Genomic DNA, 23,708 nt, shown 5'->3' with positions numbered 1-23,708 from the left:
TGTACCCGCGTGCTGTTATCAAATTTTTATCTACCTGAACCTATCCTATGGCTAATTTTAAAGGACAAGTCGCCCTGGTAACCGGAGCCGCATCCGGACTTGGTTTGTCTATTGCCCGTAAACTTTTGAACGAAGGCGCACAGCTTGCATTGCTGGATTTAAATGAGAGTGCCCTTTTAGATACCTTCGGATCTTCGGATCATGTGATGTGCGTCGGCATGGACATTACCAATCAGCAACTGGTCGAAGATACTGTTTTAGATATTCTCGGCCGTTTTGGCAAAATTGATATTTTGGTGAACTGCGCAGGCATCACCGGTCAGACTAATTTAAAAAGTCATGAAGTGGACACCGAAAACCTTCAAAAAGTTTTTGAGCTGAATTTCATGAGCAGCTTTTACACTTCAAAAGCGGTCATTCCAAGCATGCTTTCCAATAATTACGGAAGAATTCTGCATATCGCTTCGATAGCCGGAAAAGAGGGAAATGCTGGAATGCTCGCTTATTCAGCAAGCAAAGCGGCAGTGATCGGAATGGCAAAAGTGCAGGGAAAAGAATACGCAGAAAACGGCATCACCGTCAATGCGCTGGCGCCTGCTGTTATTCAAACGCCGCTGGTTGACGCCATGCCCGAAGCACAGGTTAAATACATGACGGACAAAATACCGATGAAACGCTGTGGAACATTGGAGGAAGCGGCCAATCTTGCAGCGTATATTGTGTCACCTTTGAATAGTTTTACTACAGGATTTACTTTTGATCTTTCTGGCGGAAGGGCAACTTACTGATAAATCATGGGCAAAAAAGATATATACTTCGTGAGTCCAATCCATGGCGACATGATGCACGCCTGGGATGGTGAACTGAATGGAGATACTTTAAAAATAGTCGCCAAGTTAACAGCTCCGGCAGGTTTACACCTTACCATAAATGGTGTAAATGCTGTTTTTGAAAACGGATTGTATCAGGCGGAAATCGGTTTGGAAAATTATGAAAATACTCTTGAAGCTGTTGATTCAGATTCTGGAGAAGGCATTTCAATTACGGTTTACCGTTTGAAAAACTTTGCTGGAAAATACCGTCTGTCAATTGATGATAATATCTGGTTTTTGCGTGATATTCAACAAAATGTGGATACTTATCAGTCACTTTTCGAACATCCGTATCTGGCTGTTTTAAAGGAAATAAACGAAAGTTACGGCACGAAGATCCATCTGAATTTATTTTACGAAACGGAAGGATTTAACCTTTCTGAATTCACCGACCGTTATAAAAAAGAGTGGAAGGAAAATGCCGGTTGGCTAACGCTAAGCTTTCACGCCAGGGCCGAATTTCCTGATCAGCCCTACATCAGCGCAGATTATGAAACGGTAAAAAAAGATTGTGACCTGGTTGTTGATCACATCAAAAGATTTGCATCTGAGGACGTTATGACGGGCCTGACCACCATTCATTGGGGAGAGGCTACGCGTGAGGCTTCCCGTGTTTTAAGAGACGCCGGTTACAAAGGACAGCTTGGTTATTTTAATATTGATGACGGACAGTACCCTGCCAGTTATTACTTAAATGAAACGGAAAGACGCCATATCAAAAAGCGATTTGTATGGAAAGACATGAGCGAGGATATTGTTTTCGTAAAAACCTGTATCGTCATTGACATGAAAAAAATTGACGAAATTGGGCCATGGCTGGATCATTATAGTCAAGGTGGCAGCAAACCGCCTTATGTCGATCTTCTGGTCCACGAACAATATTTCTATCCGTCCTATTTCAATTATCAGCCCGACTACCGGGAGAAACTGATAACGGCTGTAAAATGGGCGCAGGATAACGGTTACGAGCCTGCATTTCTGGATGAGTGTATTTTAAATGGATCAAGACTTTCCGACAAAAACGAGGAATGTTTCCGAGAAAACGTATAACAATATGCGTTACTTATCAAAAGATTGACGCCTGATTATAGCCTTTTATTCACAACGGATCACTTATGAATAAGAATCGCAGAGACTTTTTAAAACTTACCGGACTATCTGGAATCGGCCTGGCGACTGCTCAAACGGCTTTTGCCGAAAATAAAGAAAATAGCCAATCAGAAAGAAAACATATTCAGAAATTCAATATGTCCGGTTTTGCTGCGCCGAAACTTCCCGCTGTGCGCGTTGGTTTTATCGGACTTGGCAACCGAGGAATGGCGGCAGTGGAGCGTATGAATAAAATTGAAGGTGTTCAAATTAAAGCCCTCTGTGATCTCAGGGAAGGAAAAGTCAATGAAGCAGCCAAAATGGTTGCTTCACAGGGACATCGGCCGAAATCATTTCATACAGGAGCAGAGGCCTGGAAAAAGCTTTGTGAAATGACGGATCTTGATCTTGTCTACATTGTAACGCCCTGGGCATTGCATACCCCCATGGCGGTTTTTTCCATGAATCACGATAAGCACGTATGTGTGGAAGTGCCTGCTGCTAAAACAATTGAAGAATGCTGGCAGCTTGTTGAAACCTCCGAGCGCACCCGTAAACATTGCATGATGACGGAAAACTGCTGTTACGACTTTTCCGAACTGCTGACTTTGAATATGGCACGCCAGGGATTTTTTGGCGAGATCACCCACGGCGAAGGCGCTTATCTGCATAATTTGCAAGAATATGTATTCTCGAAAGACCGCTTTTATCAGATGTGGGAGCTTGAAGAACTTTCAAAAAGGACTGGAAATCTATATCCAACCCACGGACTCGGACCAATCTGCCAAGTGATGAATATCAACCGCGGTGATCAGATGGATTACCTCGTCTCGATGTCCAACAATGATTTCATCATGGGAGAAACAGCAAAAAAACTGGCAACGGATGACCCTTTTTTCAAACCTTATGTTGGGCGGCATTTTAATGGAATGATGAACACATCCACGATCCGGACCCGTAAAGGAAAAACAATTATGGTTCAGTTTGATGTGAGCTCACCCAGGCCTTACTCAAGAATTCAGCTCGTTAGCGGAACAAAGGGAACAGCGCTGAAATATCCCGAACCGGCCCGTTATTCCAAAGAACATGAGTGGCTTACTGAGGAAGAATATAAAGCAGTTGAGGCAAAATATACGCCGCCGATCATCAAAAAAATCGGAGAAGCGGCCAAGCAAGTAGGCGGTCATGGCGGAATGGATTTTCTGATGGACTGGCGCACGGTTGATTGTCTTCGCAATGGGTTGCCACTGGATCAGGATGTGTATGATGCTGCGCTCTGGAGTGCCGTCGGGCCCCTGAGCGAATGGTCGGTAAAACATCGTTCCAATTCTATTGATGTACCCGATTTCACATCAGGAGCCTGGAAAACCAATAAACCGGTTGATCTTTCGATGAAAGAAGGTGGAAATACCAAGGTATTGCTCTAAATAAAACAGGTACCGGAATTTTCCGGCAAAATCGATATAACGCTAAAATCTTACAAATGGAATCATCACGACGTAGTTTTTCAAGAAGAGATTTTATCAAAAAAAATTCTCTTGCCGCAGCTGGCGCAGCACTTGCTTCGGTAGTTTCAAAACCTGTTTTTGCAGCCAGCCTGAGTCAGGTGCAAACGCCTGCGATCCTGGGAGGAAAAGCGGCATGGAGTACCACAAAATGGCCTGAATGGCCAATCTGGAATCCGGCAACGGATGAGAAACAGGTGTTGGAAGTGTTGAGAAGCGGAATTTGGTCGCGGGCAGAAGTGGTGACCCAGTTTGAAAAAGAGTGGGCATCGACCCTTGGCGCGAAACGCAGCCTGGCTGTTGTGAATGGTACCAATGCGCTGGTCATAACATTGAACCAGTTTGACATAAAAGCTGGTGATGAAGTGTTGGTGCCGCCTTATACTTTTATTGCAACGGTCTCCTCGGTTTTGTCAAATGGCGCTATACCGGTTTTCGTGGATGTGGATCCCGAAACTTTTCAAATGGACCCTGCCAAAATTGAAGCAAAAATAACCCCTCGGACAAAAGCAATTATGCCGGTTCATATCCTGGGCTTGCCGGCAGATATGGATAAAATTATGGCAATCGCCAAAAAACATAATCTGCTGGTGATCGAGGATGCTTGTCAGGCGCATTTGGCTGAGATTAATAAACAAAAAGTAGGCACGATCGGCGATGCAGGCTGTTTCAGTTTTCAAAACTCAAAAAATCTCCCGATTGGTGAAGGCGGCGCGATTGTGAGCAATAATGAAAAATTTATGGACCGCTGTTATTCTTACCACAATTTCGGATATACCTATGGTACTGCTGTAGGAGCCGTGAGCAGCGGCTGTATTATCCAGGGAACAAAATTGCGGTTTACAGAATACCAGGCAGCCATCGGGCTCGCTCAACTCAAACGGCTTGACAGCCAAACGACCACAAGAAATGAGAACGCCGCATATCTTAAATCGCAGATCGAAGATATTCCCGGCATTATACCCTATAAACTCTATGACAATGTAACGCGGGCAGCGTTTCATCTTTTCCCGTTCCGGTACCAAAAAGATGCTTTCAACGGATTGTCCCGAGACATATTTATCAAGGCGCTCACGGCGGAGGGAATTCCCTGCTCGAGTGGCTATGCTACGCTAAATACGCAGCCATATCTGAAAGATACATTTGAGTCAAAAAATTACAGAAAAATGTATCCTGCAAAGATGCTGGACATCAACGCGTATAACGAGCAAAATAAATGTCCGAACAACGATCTCCTCTGTAACGAAGAAGCGGTATGGTTTACCCAGAATATGCTCCTTGGCACCAGGACAGACATGAAGGATATCGCCTCAGCGATAGAAAAAATTCATAAAAATTCAGCGCAGATCAAGAAACTGGGAAAATTATGAGAGTGATATTCTTCTTTCTGACGGGGTTGACTTTACTTATCTTTCCAGCAAGTTCCTCCGGACAAAACAAAGTGCAGGAAAATATTAAAAACGGCTGGAAAGCAGGCGTCGCAAAAGTAGTTATCACACCTTCGCAATCGATGTGGATGGCGGGTTTTGCCTCGCGCACCGGTCCGTCAGAAGGGAAAATACATGATTTATGGGCAAAGGCGCTGGCACTGGAAGATGCCGGTGGACAACGTTCTGTGCTGGTCACTACGGATCTTTTAGGATTCCCAAAAACGATTTCGGACACTATCCGCAAGATGCTGGAAAACCGATACCATTTATCGAAGTCACAAATTATATTAAATGCTTCACACACACACTCAGGGCCGGTTTTAAGCACGGCTCTGTCTGATATTTATCCCACTACAGCGGAGGACGAACGGAAAATCCATAGCAATTCAGCATGGCTTACCGAACAGATCATTACGTTAGTGGGCAATGCCTTGAAAAACCTGGCACCTGCTTCGCTGTATGCACAAAATGGTGTTACACGTTTTCAGGTTAACCGGAGAAATAATGATGCTACAAAACTTGAAACGCTGACAGCTCTTTCGGGTCCCTCCGACCCTGCCGTTCCCGTGATCAAAGTAACGGATGCAAATAACAATATCATCGCCATTACATTTGGATATGCTTGCCATCCTACGGTTTTGAGTGGTAATCAATGGTCGGGAGATTATCCGGGATTCGCGCAGATTGAGCTCGAAAAACTTTATCCAAAAGCCACCGCATTATTTTTTCAGGGCGCCGGGGCCGACCAAAATCCTCTGCCCAGAAATACCGTCCCGCTCGCAATCCAGTATGGAAAAACGCTCGCGGCTGCCGTGGAACGGACATTAGGTGAAGACATGAAACCGCTGGAGCCGAAATTAATAACGGCATACCAGGAAATAGATCTGAATTTAACCACCGCTCCCTCAAAGGAAGAACTGTCCAAAATGGCAGAAAAAGAAACTGGTTTTCAGCAGCGCTGGGCAAAAAGAATGCTCGAAAATATTAAAAACAGACAGCCATTTCAAACTACCTATCCTTATCCTTTGCAAATCTGGAAACTGGGTGATCAGGTGGTGATGACGCTGGGCGGCGAGTTGGTTTCTGAATATGCAATTAACCTTAAAAAAATTTTCGGGCAGAGCACTTTTGTAATGGGTTACTCCAACGATGTGGTCAGTTACATTCCTACGTCCACTATTTTAAGAGAAGGGGGTTACGAAGGTGATCTTGCACAAATTGTTTACGGATTACCCTCTACCTGGGCTTCTGACACAGAAACCAAAATTATGAGTGGCATGATAGAACTGGCTCAAAAAGCCGGCGTTAAGAAACCTGAATCGGTCCTGATTAAATGATTTCAAGATTGGCAGGATTTGCTCTGGCAAGTTGTTATCTAAAGAAGTTTTATGAAAAATATTGAAATTATTGAAGAACGCGAAACTGTGGACAAATCGTTAACTGCCAAACATTATTATTCAGGATTTGATAAGGCCCATGATACCTACAACGCCATTTCAGCCGCCAGTGACGGGAAAATTTATTACGTACTTTCCTCTGATCAATATGATACGGGCGGACATATGTACGTTTACAATCCTTCGGATGAAAGCATCAGACTTCTTGGCGATCTCACTGAGATATGTGGAGAAAATGGACTTAAAGCAATCGCGCAGGGAAAAAGTCATGTCCGTTTTTATGAAAGAAACGGAAAGCTGTATTTTTCTACACATGTAGGTTATTATCAGCTTATTGATGGCATGGATCGTTTGCCGCAATCGGCTCCTGATGGTTATAAATTATACCAGGGAGGTCATTTTTTATCCTATGATCTGGCTACTGGTGCATTTGAAGATCTTGCCACAGTTCCAAATGGAGAAGGGATGGTTTCAATGACCATGGATTTGCAGCGCGGACATCTTTACGGTTTATCCTGGCCAAATGGTCATTTTATTCATTATGATGTTGACAGAAATGTTTTAAAAGATCTAGGCCCTGTTTCAAAAAAAGGCGAAGCTGGTACACCCGGCCACGACTTCAGATCCTTGTGCCGCTCACTTTTTGTGGATTCAGGAAGTGGAACAGTTTATTTTTCCGTTGCCGAGGGTGATATTTTTTCCTACAATCCTGCCGATGGATCTGTTGAGAAACTGCAAAACGTTGATTTGAGACTGGATTATTTTGGGAAATACGATCCCACACGGCCTGGAAGCATGTCCTACAACTGGCGAAAGATCTTTTGGCATCCGGTTGAGCAGGTCGCTTATGGCGTGCACGGGAATTCGGGTTACCTCTTCCGGTTTGATCCCAGAAAACAAAAAATTGAAATTATTGAAAGGATCACTTCTGAACCATCCAAAAAGAGCGGCATGTTTGACCAGTTCAGCTATGGCTATCTGGGTTTTCAGCTGGGGCCCGATCAACAGACGATCTATTACCTGACCGGCGGACCGATATATGAAAATGGCAAGCGGCTAAAAGGTGAAGAGCAAATTGCCAAAGGTGCAGCCAAGGGATTGGAAAATCTTCATCTTATAACCTACAACCTGGTCACCAGTAAATATATTGATCATGGTCCTGTTTTTTATGCTGACTTCGAAAGACCCACTTATGTTAATTCGATTGCCGTAGATTCACGTGGAGACGTTTATACACTTGCCCGTTTTGAGCACAATGGCGGCGTGATCCAGGATCTGGTAAAAATCTCAAATCCATTTTGACCAAAGTAATTATGCGTTCAAACCTGTAAGGAAATTACCGAAGAATTCTGGATTATGGGTCGCTTGGATTAGCAACTATGATTTTACGGCACTGCGCACCATATTCAGGCATTATTGGCTGAATGGGATTTTGGCAGGTGCGATCTCAGTCGCTTTCAGATCAAACGGGTAATCCTTTCTATCGTGAATCAATTAAGGATTGAAGGATATCCGGTGCAAACAACACCGGACCTTCGGGCTCTGCTCAAACCATATAATCTGGCTATGGATTTTAGCCATATCCTTGGAATGAGAACCACCGACTTTACTTCGCCGGTGGTTCCTTTCAATCAAGAAAGTTTTGGCAGTTACGCAAACCTCCGTCACGTTATCAAAACCAGGCATTGGAGGCCGAATAGTTTGCGGACGGTCAACTGATCGAACCTTGAAATCAACGATTTTAGCATACAGCTCAGTTGTCTTAGTATTTCCGTGGCCAACATCCACCATTTTCCTTTTGGACTGCGTTAATTTCTTGTATTTAGTGAATGATTGTTGAATCTCAGCGTGCGGGGGTTATAATATCTTCCACGGCATCGTCATCTCCTTTTGCCGGACCATACCAGATCCCTCCTCCAAATGTGACAATAAATACCTTCTCTGGATCTCGGGGATCAGGATCCACGCGTTTTCCCCACTTGAAATTGTAGCCTTTTATGCGCTTCCAAGACTTGCCCGAATCCTCCGAATGGTAGGCCGAGCCGTTGAACCCACAGGCATAGAATGTTCGCACCCTCGCATCATAAGTAATGTCGTGAATGTGCTGATCATTCAGGACGGTCTGTTTCCAGGTTTTTCCCTCATCATCTGAAACAAAAATCCCCCCACCGGTATCCGGCGAAGATTTCTCACCCGATCGTCTTCCCCAGGCAGAGAGTATCAGCCTTTGCGGTTTTTCAGGATCAACTGCAAGGCTTGTCGGGCCATTTGTTCCCTCCGGCAATGGTACTTTTGTCCAGGATTCTGCTTCGTCCGTAGATCGGTATAGTGCGCCGTCGCCTATACCAATGTTGCCACTCTCGCTTCGCCTGCTCACTACCAGAAACAGGGTGTTGTCCGTTTCTCTTTTCACAAGTCGCCATGCAAAAGGCTCGTCTCCTTCAATTCCCCTATTTTTTTGCTTCCAGGACTTGCCGCCGTTCGTCGATTTGTACACCCCCTTGCCAAAAACGCATACATACAATGTCCGGCTTTCGGGATTACTCGTGGTATCGATCATAATGTGTGTCATGGCTCCTTCTCCAATGTCCTGACTGATCGGTTTCCAAGTTTTTCCTGAATCTTCGCTGAGCAATACCCCTCCATCATAACCCTTCGTCCCGCCCTTCCGCCACATTTTCGGCCGCGGGAGGTCATGGGTCCCGCTCATCACCGCCCATACGCGTCCCTTCACTTTCGGATCAAACTCCATCCAGTATGTACTGTTCGCCCATGCCTGCGGTACGCCATTATTCTCAGTGGCGCTCAGCCAGCTTTCGCCACCGTCTCTGCTTTCCATAAGCCCGATATCCGTATTGGCAATAAATAAATGATTGGTATCAAAAGGATCAGACACAACCGCATAGCTCGTTGTCACTTCCAACCCCCGTGAAACCCATCCACCACCCTCCTTTTTGCGGGTATACACCTGTTCCCAACTTTTACCCCCATTATGAGATTTGATAGTACGGCCAAAATCAGTCGTGTAACAAATGTTTGGATCCGTGGGTGATACACCTATTGAAAATGGGTTTTCTCCCCAGGTCGGGCCGAAACGCTCACTAATCCATTCACTTTCAAAGTTTTTTGATACCACATTCTTGTTTTTGGTAAGGTCATCTTTCCAGACGAGCTTCCAGGTTTTGCCGAAATCCTCGCTTTTTGCCACGCCGATGCTGGTCGTGTCCTTATGCACTTTCAAGTTTGCATAAGACACATACACCACTTCCGGGTGTAAGGCGCTCGTGCCAATGCTACGCCACTCAGGAGCATCACTACCTTTTACCGCCTGCCTAATCAGACCTGTCTGCCTGTTTTCCCAGGTTACCCCGCCATTGTTAGTAAAGTAAATACCGGAGCTTTCCTTTTCAGCGTTGAAGTAAGAGGTGCCTGAAATAGCGTAGATAATGAAATTCTTGTTTTCCATATCATAGCCTCCGGAATATTCATTGATTAGAGTCACACCAGGCACTTTATTGATTTTCCAGATGCCTTTCTCTCGTTTTGTAATCGCATTTTCGCCGCATATATAGACTGTTCTGTCGTTTTCGGGGGATTTGGGATCAATGTAAATACTTTTGGTTTTATCCTCCAGTTGCCTTTCTTTACGCCAAGTTATACCCCCATCCTTTGAAAAATAAAAAGCCAATTGCCCATCTTTGAGAGTGTTGCCGATGGAAATCGCGGCATATAACTTCTTGGAATCAGCCGGGTCCACGGCAAAAGCCTGTACCCTCCTGTCAGAGCCGTCTTTGGTAACCACTTTTTCGCTAGCATGATCCCCTTGAGAGACAATACGGCTGACCTCGGACGGAGACGGATAAAAAAGCGACCATGTGTTGCCTCGATCAGAGCTCTTGTAAAGACCGATAGAATTCGCATAGACCGTATTGGAATCTATAGAATCAAAGACAAAATAGTCCACAGGTCCTTTCAGGTTAAACATCCGCCAGGATTTACCTCCGTCATAAGTTGCAAAAGAGCCGGTCATATCACAGGCTACCAAAGCCCGATTCGGATTATGAGGGCTGATCGCAGGATAAAACATAGCACCTCCCCCACCAATCCCGACAAATCCCCACCGGTCATTCCGGCCATTTGGATTTTTGTATGTTGGTTTTGCCACCCTAGGCGTCCCATGCCAAACGCTGGACCCGAATGTGTTGATATAGATCTGCTCCGGATCATTTTGGTCAACGGTAATGCGTTGTCCCCAATGAAAATCATAACCTTCGATTTTTTTCCAGGAAGTCCCAAAATCATCACTCCGGTATGCCCCGCTGTTGAATGTGTTACAATAAAGCCTTCCGGGGTGATATGGATCGGCTGTCACGTCATATACATATTTTCTTTTGTCAAAAATCGTTTTCCAACTGGTCCCGCCATCTTCAGAAAGGAATATCCCGCCCGGGATTTTGAGCTTTTCATTGCCTCCTGTCGACCGCGCTATGTCCCCGCCGATCAGGTCACTCAGGTCAATATCTGCCCAGCCCGCCAGGTAAATACGATCCGGATTCTTTGGATCAGATTCGATCCCGTTTGGAAAAAGCAATTTACCAGTGTCGGCCGATGAGGGCACATTCAATTTTGTCCAGTTTTCGGCGCCGTCAGTCGACCTGTAAACCGCTCCCGAGTGAAATTCTCTTCCTCTTTTACCGTCTTTATGAACAGGGGTTGCACTAACGGTTAGAAAAAGAGTACCACTGCTAGTTCGCGTCAGTTCGAACGCACAAGTGTTCTCTCCGATTCCCTTGTTTTTTATTTGCCAGGTTTTGCCGTCATCGGTTGATTTAAAAACCCCTTTGGAATACACACTCGCATACAATGTTCGCTTTCCGGGGCTGGAAGTCGGGTCGATGACAATGCTGGTTGTGGGAGAATCCGTTCCCATGCCTTCGATACTCGGCTGCCAGGTTTTGCCGCCATCAGTGGAGACGCAAACTCCACCCTTTGCATACCGTTTCCATGCAGGATCTCTGGTCATTTTGCCACGCGGGTAATCATGCATCCCCGACCATCCCGACCATACTTTTCCTTTTACTTTCGGATCAAATTCCACCCAGTAGCAAGTATTCACCCATTCAGCCGGAACGCCATTTGCAGCGCGTATCCAGCTTTTACCACCATTGAAACTATGATGAAAGCCAATATCGGTGTAACTGATCGCGATGTGGCTGCTATCAAATGGGTCAAAATGAACGCCATAGCTGGTAGTCACGTCCAATCCCCGACTTTTATAGGAACCGTCAGCCTGCGGTTCACTGTAAATCTCATTCCATGATTTCCCGCCATCCATTGTTTTCATCGTCCGGTACCAGTCCGTCACGACTGCCACGTTCCCATCCAGCGGAGATACACCCACATCGATCAACCGAATGTATTCGCCGCCAAAAGCTTTGGCTGTCCACGCATCCGTGAGATTACCTGCGTCAATTCCATCCTTAACCCCGTACTGGCCAGAACCTCCCCAGCCTTTCCAAACCCAATCCCAGGTTTTCCCGGCATCGCCCGTTTTTAATGCGCCATACCAACAAATAAATTTATTGCCCTTTTTCTCCTCGTACCGGTTGGTAACAAGATATACCTGCCGGGCATCGAATTCCCCGCAGGAAATCATGGAATAACTAGGCTTTATCGCTGTTTTTGAATTGGTAATAAGTAAATTTTCACTTTTCTTCCAGGTATTCCCCTTATCTTCCGAAATCCAGACTTCGCTATGCCCAAACTCTTCGCGGTTCTCCTTTTTGGGATCATGGTGCAATGCATAAAACAATTCTTTTCCATTCATCGATATGCTGCCCGCCGTGAACGAAAACGCTGGACTCATGGATTTGGGAAAAGTTCTTGGAGTAACTTTTTGAGTGGTTTTGTTAAAAACAAAAGCCGACTCCGCAGTAAAGATCATCAGCTCATTTTTGAGTCCCAAGGCATTGCTATACAGATAATCAATATGGCTTCCCAAGTCTTGTTTCTCCCAGCTTTTACCAGCATTAAAGGAATAAAACAGAAACGAACCCATACTGAAATACAAGGAGGAAGACCTAACCGGATCTACACGGATAGCCATTATACGTCCGTATTTCATTTCATAAATTGACCTGGCTTTGGTCTGGATCTGATAACTGGCGTGGTCGCCGGAGTAGGATTCTCCCTCGATCTCGGCTTTTGACGGAAATAGCTGTTTCCAGGTTTTTCCTCCATCTTTACTCACGTTTAGTGTATTGGAACCAATGTAAATGGTGTTGGAATCCGTGGGATCATAGGCAAAACTGTTTGCCCCGTTCGGGAAATTAATCTGGGCATAAGACTTGCCTCCGTCTTTTGTCAGGTAAGATCCCGTCATATCACATTTCAGCAAAAATTCAGAAGTGCTGTGATAAGAAAATGTGGGAATAAAAGTTGCTCCCCCACCTCCCGGACCGATTTTTTCCCAATGAGGTTTTTGATCTTCGTTTAAATGATTATCATGAAATGACGACCGGAATGCGAAAATACCGGCGAGAAAGCCCGCGAAAAGCAAGGCCATCGATACCATTCTGAAATACATACTTTTTAGTGAATTAATTGGTTTCCAGCCTACCTATTTCTTACCCAATATTTTAGCCGCGTTGGTTTTATATAGTTTTTTCAATATTGCGTCGCTTAACCCAAGGCCATAGAGCGGCCAATGGTAACCAGTGAGATCAATGGCATAAAAGTGTTCGTCTTTGGTTTCAAGTATCCGGAAGGTGGTTTCATACATGTAGTCCGTGGCCTGCATATCCGTTCCGTACACAAGTTTATCCTGGTATTTTTCAAAAAAAGTATACATATACCGCGGTATTGGTGCGATCTCAGCATACCGCGCTGCAAAATCCGCGTAGAGATTTTTATAGCGCGACAACAATCGTCCCAGAATGGTGAGGTCATATTCGCAATTCGCCAGGTGACAGGCAATGAATGTGGTGCCTGGATTTTCACGGACCACATTTTCAAGGGTTTGTATCAATTCGCCGTGGCCCAAAAACCCTGGTCTGGTTTGGTCAACTTTCCAGGAGTAAGCATTCATCAACCCGTCGTTGGTGGAGTCCATCGGTTCGTACATCCACATCGGTTCGGCCACATGGACGTTCACGGGCAACTGTAACTCGGCACATTTCTGAAACAAAGGTTTCATTCGCGGGTCATCAATGTGCATGCCGTAAGCCGGCACTGGTTCTGAAAAGATTTCTCCCAGACCCTTGTCACCCAACTCACCAACCCCTCTGGCGCCTATTTTGGTACAACGTTCCAGCTCTCTCACCGCCTTTTCACTCCATCCAGGCTCGTTATAACCATCGTAATCAAACCCGCACCATAACTCAAACCGATCACCATATGGTGCATATGCCTCATAAACCGAGTCGAATGCCGCGCCAGTCAGCATTGTCAGGATGATTGTTTTTTCGACACCGAAACGATCCATGCGATTAACCCATTCTTTCAATTCGGCATCGGACTTGACATTGCCCTGATGGGCGTGCATGTCGATGACTGGATATCTGGCTTTGGTAATTTTGGATACTGGTATTTTGTAAATAGAATGCGGCCGGTAGTTTTTCAGCAGCAAGGAATCGGGGCTTTGTGCGACGCAGAAATTGACAGTCATAAAAAGCAATATGGCACCGCTATATTTGAGCATGTTGGAGTTTTGGGCTTATATTGATGTTGATTGAATATTAAGAAGCTGTCCTTTTCGACCGGTGCGTGCGGTTAATCAAATGGTTTCAACGCTATCCGTCCTGCACGCTCAATACCCCGGGTTCTGTCCAATTGCTTTTGCATCCAATGCCGGAATCGGCAGCAAATAATCCGTTTCCTGAAACCCCTGAGCATTGTCGGGTAGATTAACCTGCTCTAAAATACGCTTTCTCAAAACATCAAAATACCGGTCGTTCTCAAAACAAAGCTCATAACTTCTTTCATCAATGACCTTTTGATCAAAATCAACTTTGCTCATAGCCAGCGTAGCGCGGGGTTCGGTCCCGGTACCTGCATTGGCCCGATCGATAATCATATTTAGCCGGTCTACCGCAAGCTGGGTCGGCGCGCCGGCCGCCATATTGGCGGCTTCTGCATAAATGAGCAGTATGTCGGCAAAACGCAGCAATTTCATTTCTATGCCCGCGTCACCTCCTCCAACCTGCTGATCATACGTAAGATTAGGCATATTGTACTTCCCGATGTAGGGAACACCGTCAGCGGATTTGGACCAATTGATGATGGGTGCGGACGGATCATAAACGTCCGAAGTAAAATCCAGCAATAGATAACTATGTTTACGCGGCTGCTCCGGATAAATGTTGGAAGCCCAATAGATTTTCACAGGACCCCCGCTCCATCCGTCCATTTCAGAAGGCGCAAATACATTGCCAGGCATATAAGGTGTTTGGGACGTAGTATAAAATGCAAACATGATCTCCACGTTGCGGTTGTTTGCTGTTTTGAAAACATCCTGAAAACTCGGTAAGAGCTTGTAAGGCCCCTTAGTAATGATCTCGTCGGCAACGTCGCGTGCTTTAGCGTAGTATTCTGTCTGATTGAGCGGGGCCGTTGCCCTGGTCAGATAGGCTTTAGCGAGATACCCTTTCGCAATCCACTTGTTTGGTTTGCCCGGAGTTGCAGCATCGTAGTCGCCCAGGTGATCCACCGCAAATGTCAAATCGGCTTCAAGCAACTCGTACACCTTTGCAATTTCGAGGCGCGACTCTGGTGTTAACGGAATAGAAACAGGATCGGGTGTATCCTCTGTGATGTATGGGATTTTGCCGTACAGCCGTACCAGCGTAAAGTAATTGAAGGCTCTCAGGAACCGCCCCTGCGCGACGACGTTATCAATTGCATCCTGAGAATTTCCGGCCAGACTACCGCCTTTTACCGCCTTTAGGACGGTATTAATGTTGGCGATGGACTTATAGTGCCAGTTCCAGAGATCATTGAACGACGAAACCCCCAAATTAAGGCTCGTACCTTCAAATTGTCCATCCGGAAAGCCAGGCAGCCCCTGATAACCACCCCAGGTAACAAACAATGCGTTCATCGCACCTGCGTAAGCCGCTTCACACTGGCCCACCGTTGTATAAAAATTCTGGGGGGTGGAAATCCCTTCAGGCATTTCTTCCAGACTTTGGCAGGAAAAACCCGCAATCATCAAAAGCAACGCGATGATACTCTTGCTTGAATATAATATGTTCTTTTTCATTGTGATAGGCTCTTAAAATGTCAGATTGATTCCAAACATGAATGACTTGGCGGTGGGATAATTACTTAAGTCGATTCCCAAGCCCCCGGCCCCGCCGGCATTGAAGGAGCTTACTTCAGGGTCGTATCCCGTATATTTGGAAATGGTAAACAGGTTGATCCCTGTTACATAAGTCGAAAGCCTGCTGATTCCGATCTTACCGACAATTGACTGGGGGATAGTGTAGGTAATTGTCACATTTTTCATACGCAAATACGAACCACTCTCCACCCATCGGCTGGAACGTTGATCCACGCCAATTCCTGACGTTTGATTACTTCCCAGCTCCAGCAAGTTTCTATCGCGCGAACTCAAAAACACGGGTACATCGGTATTTTGGTTGTCGGCAGTCCACCTGTTATTCAGGTTCGTGCTTAATCCATTAGAAGGGTTCTCCGTTTTAATACGGACAGCATTGAAAATATCATTACCATAACTCCCCTGTACCAAAAAAGTCAGATCGAAGTTATTATAACTGATACTGTTATTCCAGCCGTAGATGAATTTGGGTGAAGCATTCCCGATGACTTGCTGACCGTCCTCAGCCCTGGTTATTTTACCATCACCGTTAACATCCTTCCATTTAGCCTCGCCCGGGGCCTGGCCCATTTTCTTAGCCTCGGCACGTTCGGCTTCGCTCCAAGTCCCCAGGTTCCTGTAGCCGCGCATTTGATCTACCGACTGCCCAACCTGCAGATATTTCAGAGAAAAACCGCTTCCATAGATCTGGTAACCGCCTCCCGTACTGGTTCGGATAGCCAGCGGTGCGTTATCGAGCAGAGCCAGAACCTTGCTCCTGTTGAAAGATATATTGGCTGACGTATTCCATTTTAAAGCCCCGGTTACCAGCGGCTTGCCACCGACCGAAATTTCAAGCCCCTCGTTTTGTATCGAGCCTACATTGGAGAGAATGGTGGAAAATCCTGTATAAGCTTCTACCTGTTTGTTTAACAAAAGGTCCGTGGTGGTTTTTTTATAAAGATCTAACGTGGCAACCAGCCGTTCACCGAAGAACCCCAAATCCGTACCTATGTTGGTTTGCTCAGTGGTTTCCCATTTCAGGTTAGGGTTGGCAGCACGGCCCAGGGCAAAACCTACGTTTGGTGTACTATTGCCCTCGTAAGGATAATTGAAACCAGAAGCAACCGTCGCAAGTGTCTGATAAGGCTGGATAGCCTGATTACCAGTCTTGCCCCAGCTCGCACGCACCTTTAAATTGGAAAGAGCCTTTACATTTTCAAGAAACGATTCCTGAGAAATCCTCCAGGCGACAGCCGCGGACGGAAAATATCCCCATTTATTATTGGCTCCAAAGACCGATGAACCGTCGGCGCGGTAGCTTGCTGTGATCATGTATTTCTCCTTAAATGCATAATTCACGCGGCCGAGATAGGAATTCAAAACCTGTTTTGCCTGTGCGTTGTATCGTTCGTTGATTTGCGAAGCGCCGCCCAAATCGTTGATACCGGTATCATCGCTAAAAAACCCCTGAGCGGAAATGAAAGAGTTCTTAGATTGTATCAGCTGCTGCTCTGCAACTGCGGCGATGGTTAATGCGTGCTTCTTGTTGAAAATATTTTTGTAGGTGAGTATATTGGAGTTTTGATAATATTGATACTTGCTTTCGGCCAAGTCACCAAGCCCGCTCACGCCGCGTCCAGGCTGCGTCTTAGTACTGTAGTAATGCTGCTCGTCATTGGAATTGATGCTGGCAGCGCCGGTCACACGAAATGATAACCCTTTAAGCAACTTGAAATCCAGAAACGTGCTGATCTCATTCGTGATGTTATTTTTTTCGGACTTTGTTTCCAAAGCAGTCGCAACGGGGTTCCACACGTCGTTGTCGGCATATATCTTGGAGCCATCCGGTCCGCCTTTTAAAGCTTTGTTATTGTAATTCCCATTGTCATCATACACGGGCGTAATCGGGTCAAATCTTGCAACGGTATTGATTACCTGCCCAAGAATATCGCCGAAACGTGTTCCCTCTCCCACAGGCGGAACATTTCCTCTGTCCTTGATCACATTGAGATTGACACCCACATTCATCCAGCTTGTCACTTTTAAGTCTAGGTTGCTCCTTAAATTATAGCGGGTGTACTTCGTATTTACGACAATTCCCTGTTGATTCATATAACCTGCGGACACGAAAAAGCGGGCCGATTCACTACCGCCGCTGACCGATAACTGGTGGTTCTGCAGTTTGCCACTCCGGTATATTTCATTCTGCCAGTCAGTACCACCAGTAGCGTCCAGTTTTGCAATTTGTTCGGTTGAAAATGGAATTACGGGCGTAATAGGCGCACTTGCGGTTCCGTTCTGCGTGGCCGCCCAGTCGTTTGACTTGCGCGCGTAATCACCGGCATTCATCAAATCCAGTTTATGGTTCAATTGCTGGACGCCCACACTGAAACCATAGTTGAAAACAGCTTTCCCTGACGCTCCTCTTTTGGTTGTGATTAATATAACACCATTGGCTCCCCTGGCACCATAAATAGCCGTGGCCGACGCATCTTTCAGAACTTCCAGGGATTCTATATCGTTGGGGTTAATAGTCGAAATATTCACCCCTTGTATCCCGTCCACTACGACCAGTGCATTGTTGCCACCAGTTATCGAATTGCCTCCTCTGACCCGAATAGTGGCATTTCCGCCTGGGGCGCCATCTGTATTCTGTACCATTACACCGGCGGCGCGGCCTTGCAATGCCTGGTCTACTCGCTGCGTAGGCAGCCTGGTCAGGTCTGAACCTTTTACCGAGCTTACCGAGCCGGTGAGATCCGACTTTTTCTGAGTGCCATATCCCACCACCATCACTTCTTCCAGTGCCTTGGTATCAGTTACCAACGATAGATCGATCTTTTTTCTATTTCCGATTATAAGTTCCTGTGAGAGATACCCGACAAACGAGAAGACAAGCATATCTGCGTCTGAAGCGACACCAATGGTATATTCGCCGCCGGCTCCGGTGACCGTTCCGCGCTGAGTACCTTTAACTACTACGCTCACGCCCGGCAATCCCTCGCCTTTCTCATCTGTTACTGAACCCGTCACGGTCCGATCCTGCGCGTCAGTCAAGGACATAGTACCCAGAAAGTTACCAGGGTCACCGAATGCATCGGGAGCATCGACCGCTGACCGGTGCAAAAGGATGGAACCGTCCACAAGCCGAAAACCAATGTTCATAGGTTTTAATGTGTTTTCCAGCACGAAAGACAGCTTTTGATTAATATGATGAACGGACAGCTTCCGTTGAACACCAATTGCTTTCGAGCTATATACGAAATCAACTCCGGTCGATTTTTCGAGGGTATTCAAAAATGTTCCTACGTTACTCTGGTCGAGATGAATCGTGACGATCCTTTCCAGCAGATTTTGGGCATGGGTCGGCCGGGCCTGAATAGTACTCATAACAATAGCCGACAGAATGAGGTGGTAGACGGAATGTTTCATAACTACCCAAAGCCAGGTTTGACAATGTAGATGGTCTTTCATACTTTTGAATGTTTGTTAAGTTTTGTTTAGGATTTAGCAATAGCAGCCCTGTTACACCCTGAAATGGATGTTCTGCGAGATACAGGAAGGGCCGAGAAAATCGGTACCGGTGCAACGGTACCGATTTCATTTCCGGAGGTCAGGTACAGGTTATTACATGGCAAATGGGTTATAGATGGATTATTATTGACAGCCTTTTCCAGTAATTAAAATCTTGGTTCCCCGCACTTCGTAACTCCCGTTGATTGTCCCGCATAGCAGTTCTAGTTTGGTATAGAGGGACTGGTGCGTGAGGTCTCCGGTAAATGGGCAGTGGCTCGATGATTCCTGTTCCAATTCGATTTCTGTTCCGTAAATGATTTCCAACCGATCTATAACTTCTCCAATTGGTGTATCTTCAAATACCAGTGATGCGGACGGCACATGCTCTGAAACAGAAGCCACGATCGGCTGAGGATCATCGGTGATGCCAGTGACGAACTGCTCGTTGTCAGGAAAATAGGTTGCCTTCTGGTTTGGAGTTAAGATGACGCCCCGGTTTGGGCTGACGTTGGTAAGTTCTGATGCTGCTTGCCTGTACACCGTGACCTTTCCACTTTGAACAGTTACCTGGATCGGCTTCCCTGGACCTCCTGTCCGGACTATAAACGTCGTGCCCAATACTTTGGTAATAATATCGCCAGAGTAGACAAGAAATGGTCGGGCTGGATCGTGATGGACATCAAAGCTGGCTTCCCCCATTAATCTAACATCCCTGGTTTTCTTATTAAATTCTTGGTGAACAGCCAGTTGCGAACCGGGGGACAGCATCACGATACTTGAGTCCGGCAGCTTAACTTTCTTAGGCTGGCCGGTCTCGTTTACAAACTGTGCCCATTCGGTCTGTTCCACCTTATTGATCAGTGATTGCTCACCAAACCAGACCGGGAGAAGTTTCTGGCTCCAATTCAAAGCAATAACAATAGCAACAGCAGCAGCGATTCCCGAAGCAATCAATGTAACTTTACGCCACAATGGCCTCACGAACGGTGCAGGGTCTACGTCGGGTTCAGGCGATTGGGGCTGAACTTTATTCCAAAGCTTTTCCTCCAACATAAGCCAGTGCTCTTCCGACAGCGGAATGGCAACAGGTTCTCCAAGTAATTCATACCAACGCTCAACCAGTTGAAGTTCGTCAGGTGTGCATGTATGCGTTTCGTACCGGTTCAATAAAGCAACAAAGGCGGATCGATTCATTATATCGGGACTTCAGAAGTGTTCAATGATATAGTGTAAAAAAGCACATGAAGCCGTAAAGCAAATTTGCACTTATTTGAAAAATTCAAAATAAATATCTAGCAAACCCGCATATTCTTGAAATAATTACAAACGAAAAGTCACGTCTACAAAAGAAAGCAGATTTCCCCTTCAAATCCTGTTTACTATGCCGCCATCGCAGGTGACTACTTTTAATCGTGAAAGCTGGTAGAGTGTCAATGCAACAACTTAAGAGCAGATGATAGATGCAATGGCTGAATACGCCAGATAGTCCTTCAATTGAAATCGGAGCAGACGTAGTGATTGGGTAATGTGATATTCAACAGCGCGATCGGTAAGTCCCAGGTGATTCGCTATTTCCGCTGTAGAGCGCTGTTCAAAACGGCTCAATTGAAATACCAGTCGCGTTTTTTCAGGAAGCATATTGAGCGCATTTTCCAGTGCGACCGACAACTCGGCCAGGCCTACTCCCGTATCGGCCAGTTGGTCAGCGGCTTGTTGCGATGCCTCTTCCAGCTCCGCCTGCGCATGCGCAAGCTTCGTTTTAATGAAGCCGATCACACTGTATCTCAACGCTGTTTTCAGATACGCTTCAGGATTCTCGATCAGGATTTTTTGCCGGTTTTCCCACAATCTTAGAAATAACTCCTGCACCATCTCTTCGGCCGCAATCTGATTATTCGTTTTCCAGGTTGCAATGGAAAACAGTGCTCGCCAATAACGCCTGTAAATAGCCTCATAGGCCCTTGCGTCTCCCGTAAAGAGAAGCCTCCCTAACATTTCATCCGGGAGCGACGAATACAGATCATGATCCATTGGCAACTTCTTAAGCCGAGGTCTGTTAAAAATGAGTGACTACAAAGTCAAGGTAAACAGATTTTAGCAATTGAACAACGGCAATCGATTGAAACGTCGCATCCATTTGGTCGTTGTGGTTTAATCGTGTTAACCTCCATCGTATTCAGGACGCTGGCATATTACCTTTGACATAGTGGCTGCTTTTTCTTAAATAGAAACTCAACCTGAAGCTTTGGTTAACTTAGCGATCATTTTTTCCGTTGATAAGTCATGACCGCAGCCAATTAAATCAGATGATTACTGTCGGAAAAGTTTTTATAACAGATTCTTGCGACACTACTCGTCAGCACCTTATTGTGTTCAAAACTGCTCACCGAATTGCTCACCAGGATTTTAGATTATTTTGAACAATTTGGATATACATCAAAAACATTAAAAGCCTTTAAATCAATGATTTGCAGGCTTTTAATGTACTGTTGATACTAGTGGAGACGGAGAGATTCGAACTCTCGTCCAGATCAGGGAAACCCTGCGCCTTCTACATGCTTATCCTTAGATTAAATTTTCGAGCTAGACAAGGTTCAAGGCCGACCCGCGTTTTTGCCTTAGATACTAGGGTCTCGTTGGATTTCCGTATCACTATACCAACCAGCGCTGCGTTTCGACACCCCTGAGTCCACCCGGCAGCACGTGAGGTGGAGAGATGATGGCATTTGGTTAATCCTCCGGATTAAGCAGCCATGGCGTAGTTATATTCGCCAGTTATTGTTCGAAGGAATTATTTACGGGAGATCCTCTCAACTCCCGACATGCTTATACACAGACCTTCAACCCGCTGTCAATACCGGTCGCCCCCATTGTTGGCAATTGGCACTTTACAGATGGCAGTATAACTCCTGCCGGTAAAGTATTGTCGCGTTACAAGTACAGAAATTAAATTTAAAAAGTTCAGGTCTTTTTTTAAATGCTTGCGTTTTAAAATCCAAAATCCATCTTGTCCAATGATTACCAGCACTATATGCAGATAAAATTTATCCGAAGAGCTTGCCACATTTACCCAACTTAATGAAGTCGTCGCCAATCCCAAGTCAAAGAACCACCTGATCACAATCCTTGGTCAAACAATTAGATGACCACTTCCTGACACCTCTGTTGAAACAACAATTGACCAGTAGAAACCCGACTATTTTTAAAAACATTTGCCTCACCGCTTTCCCTGCTAAAATTCTCAGGACTCAACTGATACTCTTCTCTCGAAGTAGTGAGTCGCGACACAACAACCGCAGAACGGATCAACGAGCGTCTGTTGAAAGTATATTCATATGTTACTCCGCCATCCCCCATTTTATTTTTGAAGTAAATATCGTTGCCGTCTTTCTGAAACTCCCATTTCGTTGTATCCCTTGCTGCTTTAAGCTATTAGAGCTGATCCTTCCCATTCCAAAGACAGAGAGAGTACCAGACTTTTGAGTTGGGAAATTGAGATTGAAAGAAAGATCCTGAAAACGGATATCCTCACCAACAAAGTTGACGCCCATAGCCCCCAGCAGCCCGGTGAAAGAATATCGATAATTTAACAGTTATAACGATTTGTACTTTTTTGATATCGGCCCTTCTGCCGCGATATCCAGACCGATGAACCCGGCGTGTGCCAGGAACCTATGCTTCTCATTATTCCCAGTCCGGAAATACATATCCAGAATTCCGGAAAGGGCATTGCTATATTGGGCAGAAAAGCTCCGTTCAGGAAATACGAATTTCCAAGTAGTTGCGTACTCAGGATATTGACGCCTCCAATAGTAGTTGCAGGCCTGTCGCTGAACGTACCGGCATTCGACGGATGGTTGGGGTTCACGATCTCGATTCCTTCCAGTCGCCATTGCATACTATTTGGGCGATTTACCTCGAATGACCAGTCCGTTGGCCTGATCGTTCGCAGAGGCTACACCTGCAAAAGAGGTCGCAATGCGTGCGGAATCGAGGTATGTGGCGGCGTAACACAATGTTTGTTCTGTGGTAATTTCCTGAACACTGTTATATCCATCCGATTTAGCCGCACGGACTGTTGCCTCAGTCTGAATCGTTGCGTCTGCGTTTAATCTGATGTTCTGAATATTTTCGTTACCTGACTCTAACAAGATTTCGGGTATTACGGCTGACTTATACCCGACATAAGATATTTTCAAAACATACCTCCCTACAGATAATTTGTAAAATCTGAATTGTCCGTTTTGATCTGACATTGTGTTGTTGCCTTTCGATATAGTCAAGGACGCCCCTCTTTAAGGTTGGCCTGAATCCATATCTCTGATTGGCCCCCGGATATTTGACGTAATATTTTGAGCAGACTAGACAGTTCAACAAAAAATAAACAGAAGAAGTAATTGTAATAATTTCAAGAATGCCAAAAATTTAAGCACTTGTAAACGTTCTCAGCGAATAGCTCTCGCAACCTTTATTGAAGTTAGTGTGTCCCATTTTTACTTACCTTTATTAAAGCCTTTATGTCGATTAATTCACATTCTTTTTCCGAATCGTCCTTTTTTCTACTCGTCAAAATAAGCAAA

At 45.6% G+C, this 23,708-nt stretch carries 16 protein-coding genes and 1 other RNA gene; 7 read left to right on the top strand and 10 right to left on the bottom strand.

Features of this window, described 5'->3' with window-relative positions; genetic code table 11:
* Positions 1 to 47 precede the first annotated feature (47 nt).
* From AC1XUD_RS02655 to AC1XUD_RS02625, 7 genes are all read left to right on the top strand, one after another.
* Positions 48 to 788: an SDR family NAD(P)-dependent oxidoreductase gene (locus AC1XUD_RS02655; RefSeq protein ID WP_483359395.1), complete on the top strand. Its 741-nt coding sequence runs from the start codon at positions 48 to 50 to the stop codon at positions 786 to 788.
* A gap of 6 nt (positions 789 to 794) precedes the next feature.
* Positions 795 to 1,922, top strand: coding sequence for a hypothetical protein (locus AC1XUD_RS02650; protein WP_483359394.1), 1,128 nt, complete (start codon positions 795 to 797; stop codon positions 1,920 to 1,922).
* 65 nt (positions 1,923 to 1,987) lie between these two features.
* Positions 1,988 to 3,388 (top strand): Gfo/Idh/MocA family protein, encoded by a 1,401-nt coding sequence (locus tag AC1XUD_RS02645; RefSeq protein WP_483359393.1) that lies wholly within the window; start codon positions 1,988 to 1,990, stop codon positions 3,386 to 3,388.
* Positions 3,389 to 3,444: 56 nt separating this feature from the next.
* The gene (locus AC1XUD_RS02640) at positions 3,445 to 4,836 is read left to right on the top strand and encodes a DegT/DnrJ/EryC1/StrS family aminotransferase (RefSeq protein ID WP_483359392.1); all 1,392 of its coding nucleotides are present in this window, start codon (positions 3,445 to 3,447) and stop codon (positions 4,834 to 4,836) included.
* Positions 4,833 to 6,233 (top strand): neutral/alkaline non-lysosomal ceramidase N-terminal domain-containing protein, encoded by a 1,401-nt coding sequence (locus AC1XUD_RS02635; protein WP_483359391.1) that lies wholly within the window; start codon positions 4,833 to 4,835, stop codon positions 6,231 to 6,233. Before AC1XUD_RS02640 ends, AC1XUD_RS02635 begins: the two co-directional genes overlap by 4 nt.
* 51 nt (positions 6,234 to 6,284) lie before the next feature.
* Positions 6,285 to 7,595, top strand: coding sequence for an NHL repeat-containing protein (locus AC1XUD_RS02630; RefSeq protein ID WP_483359390.1), 1,311 nt, complete (start codon positions 6,285 to 6,287; stop codon positions 7,593 to 7,595).
* Positions 7,596 to 7,778: 183 nt separating this feature from the next.
* On the top strand, positions 7,779 to 8,012 hold the full coding sequence (locus tag AC1XUD_RS02625) for a hypothetical protein (protein WP_483359389.1): 234 nt from the start codon (positions 7,779 to 7,781) through the stop codon (positions 8,010 to 8,012).
* 124 nt (positions 8,013 to 8,136) lie between these two features.
* Here the strand turns inward: AC1XUD_RS02625 and AC1XUD_RS02620 are convergent, their stop codons facing one another.
* From AC1XUD_RS02620 to AC1XUD_RS02575, 10 genes are all read right to left on the bottom strand, one after another.
* The gene (locus AC1XUD_RS02620; protein ID WP_483359388.1) at positions 8,137 to 12,879 is read right to left on the bottom strand and encodes a VPS10 domain-containing protein; all 4,743 of its coding nucleotides are present in this window, start codon (positions 12,877 to 12,879) and stop codon (positions 8,137 to 8,139) included.
* A gap of 33 nt (positions 12,880 to 12,912) precedes the next feature.
* On the bottom strand, positions 12,913 to 13,992 hold the full coding sequence (locus AC1XUD_RS02615; RefSeq protein ID WP_483359387.1) for an amidohydrolase family protein: 1,080 nt from the start codon (positions 13,990 to 13,992) through the stop codon (positions 12,913 to 12,915).
* A gap of 108 nt (positions 13,993 to 14,100) precedes the next feature.
* Positions 14,101 to 15,552, bottom strand: a complete 1,452-nt coding sequence (locus AC1XUD_RS02610) for a RagB/SusD family nutrient uptake outer membrane protein (RefSeq protein WP_483359386.1) — start codon at positions 15,550 to 15,552, stop codon at positions 14,101 to 14,103.
* 12 nt (positions 15,553 to 15,564) lie between these two features.
* Positions 15,565 to 19,086, bottom strand: a complete 3,522-nt coding sequence (locus AC1XUD_RS02605; RefSeq protein WP_483359385.1) for a SusC/RagA family TonB-linked outer membrane protein — start codon at positions 19,084 to 19,086, stop codon at positions 15,565 to 15,567.
* Positions 19,087 to 19,269: 183 nt separating this feature from the next.
* The gene (locus AC1XUD_RS02600) at positions 19,270 to 20,322 is read right to left on the bottom strand and encodes a FecR family protein (protein ID WP_483359384.1); all 1,053 of its coding nucleotides are present in this window, start codon (positions 20,320 to 20,322) and stop codon (positions 19,270 to 19,272) included.
* 249 nt (positions 20,323 to 20,571) lie between these two features.
* Positions 20,572 to 21,159: a sigma-70 family RNA polymerase sigma factor gene (locus AC1XUD_RS02595; protein ID WP_483359383.1), complete on the bottom strand. Its 588-nt coding sequence runs from the start codon at positions 21,157 to 21,159 to the stop codon at positions 20,572 to 20,574.
* A gap of 465 nt (positions 21,160 to 21,624) precedes the next feature.
* Positions 21,625 to 21,997, bottom strand: a transfer-messenger RNA (tmRNA) gene (gene ssrA / locus AC1XUD_RS02590).
* Positions 21,998 to 22,466: 469 nt separating this feature from the next.
* On the bottom strand, positions 22,467 to 22,679 hold the full coding sequence (locus AC1XUD_RS02585) for a hypothetical protein (protein WP_483359382.1): 213 nt from the start codon (positions 22,677 to 22,679) through the stop codon (positions 22,467 to 22,469).
* A 35-nt stretch (positions 22,680 to 22,714) separates the two neighbouring features.
* A complete protein-coding gene (locus tag AC1XUD_RS02580) occupies positions 22,715 to 23,026 on the bottom strand; it encodes a hypothetical protein (RefSeq protein WP_483359381.1) in 312 nt (103 codons plus the stop codon).
* A gap of 1 nt (position 23,027) precedes the next feature.
* A complete protein-coding gene (locus tag AC1XUD_RS02575; RefSeq protein ID WP_483359380.1) occupies positions 23,028 to 23,384 on the bottom strand; it encodes a carboxypeptidase-like regulatory domain-containing protein in 357 nt (118 codons plus the stop codon).
* Positions 23,385 to 23,708: the final 324 nt, after the last annotated feature.

The organism is Dyadobacter sp. HNCC25DJ184, assembly GCF_056895215.1.
The sequence above is the reverse complement of the archived record's forward strand: the minus strand, read 5'-3'. Positions and strand labels throughout refer to the sequence as shown.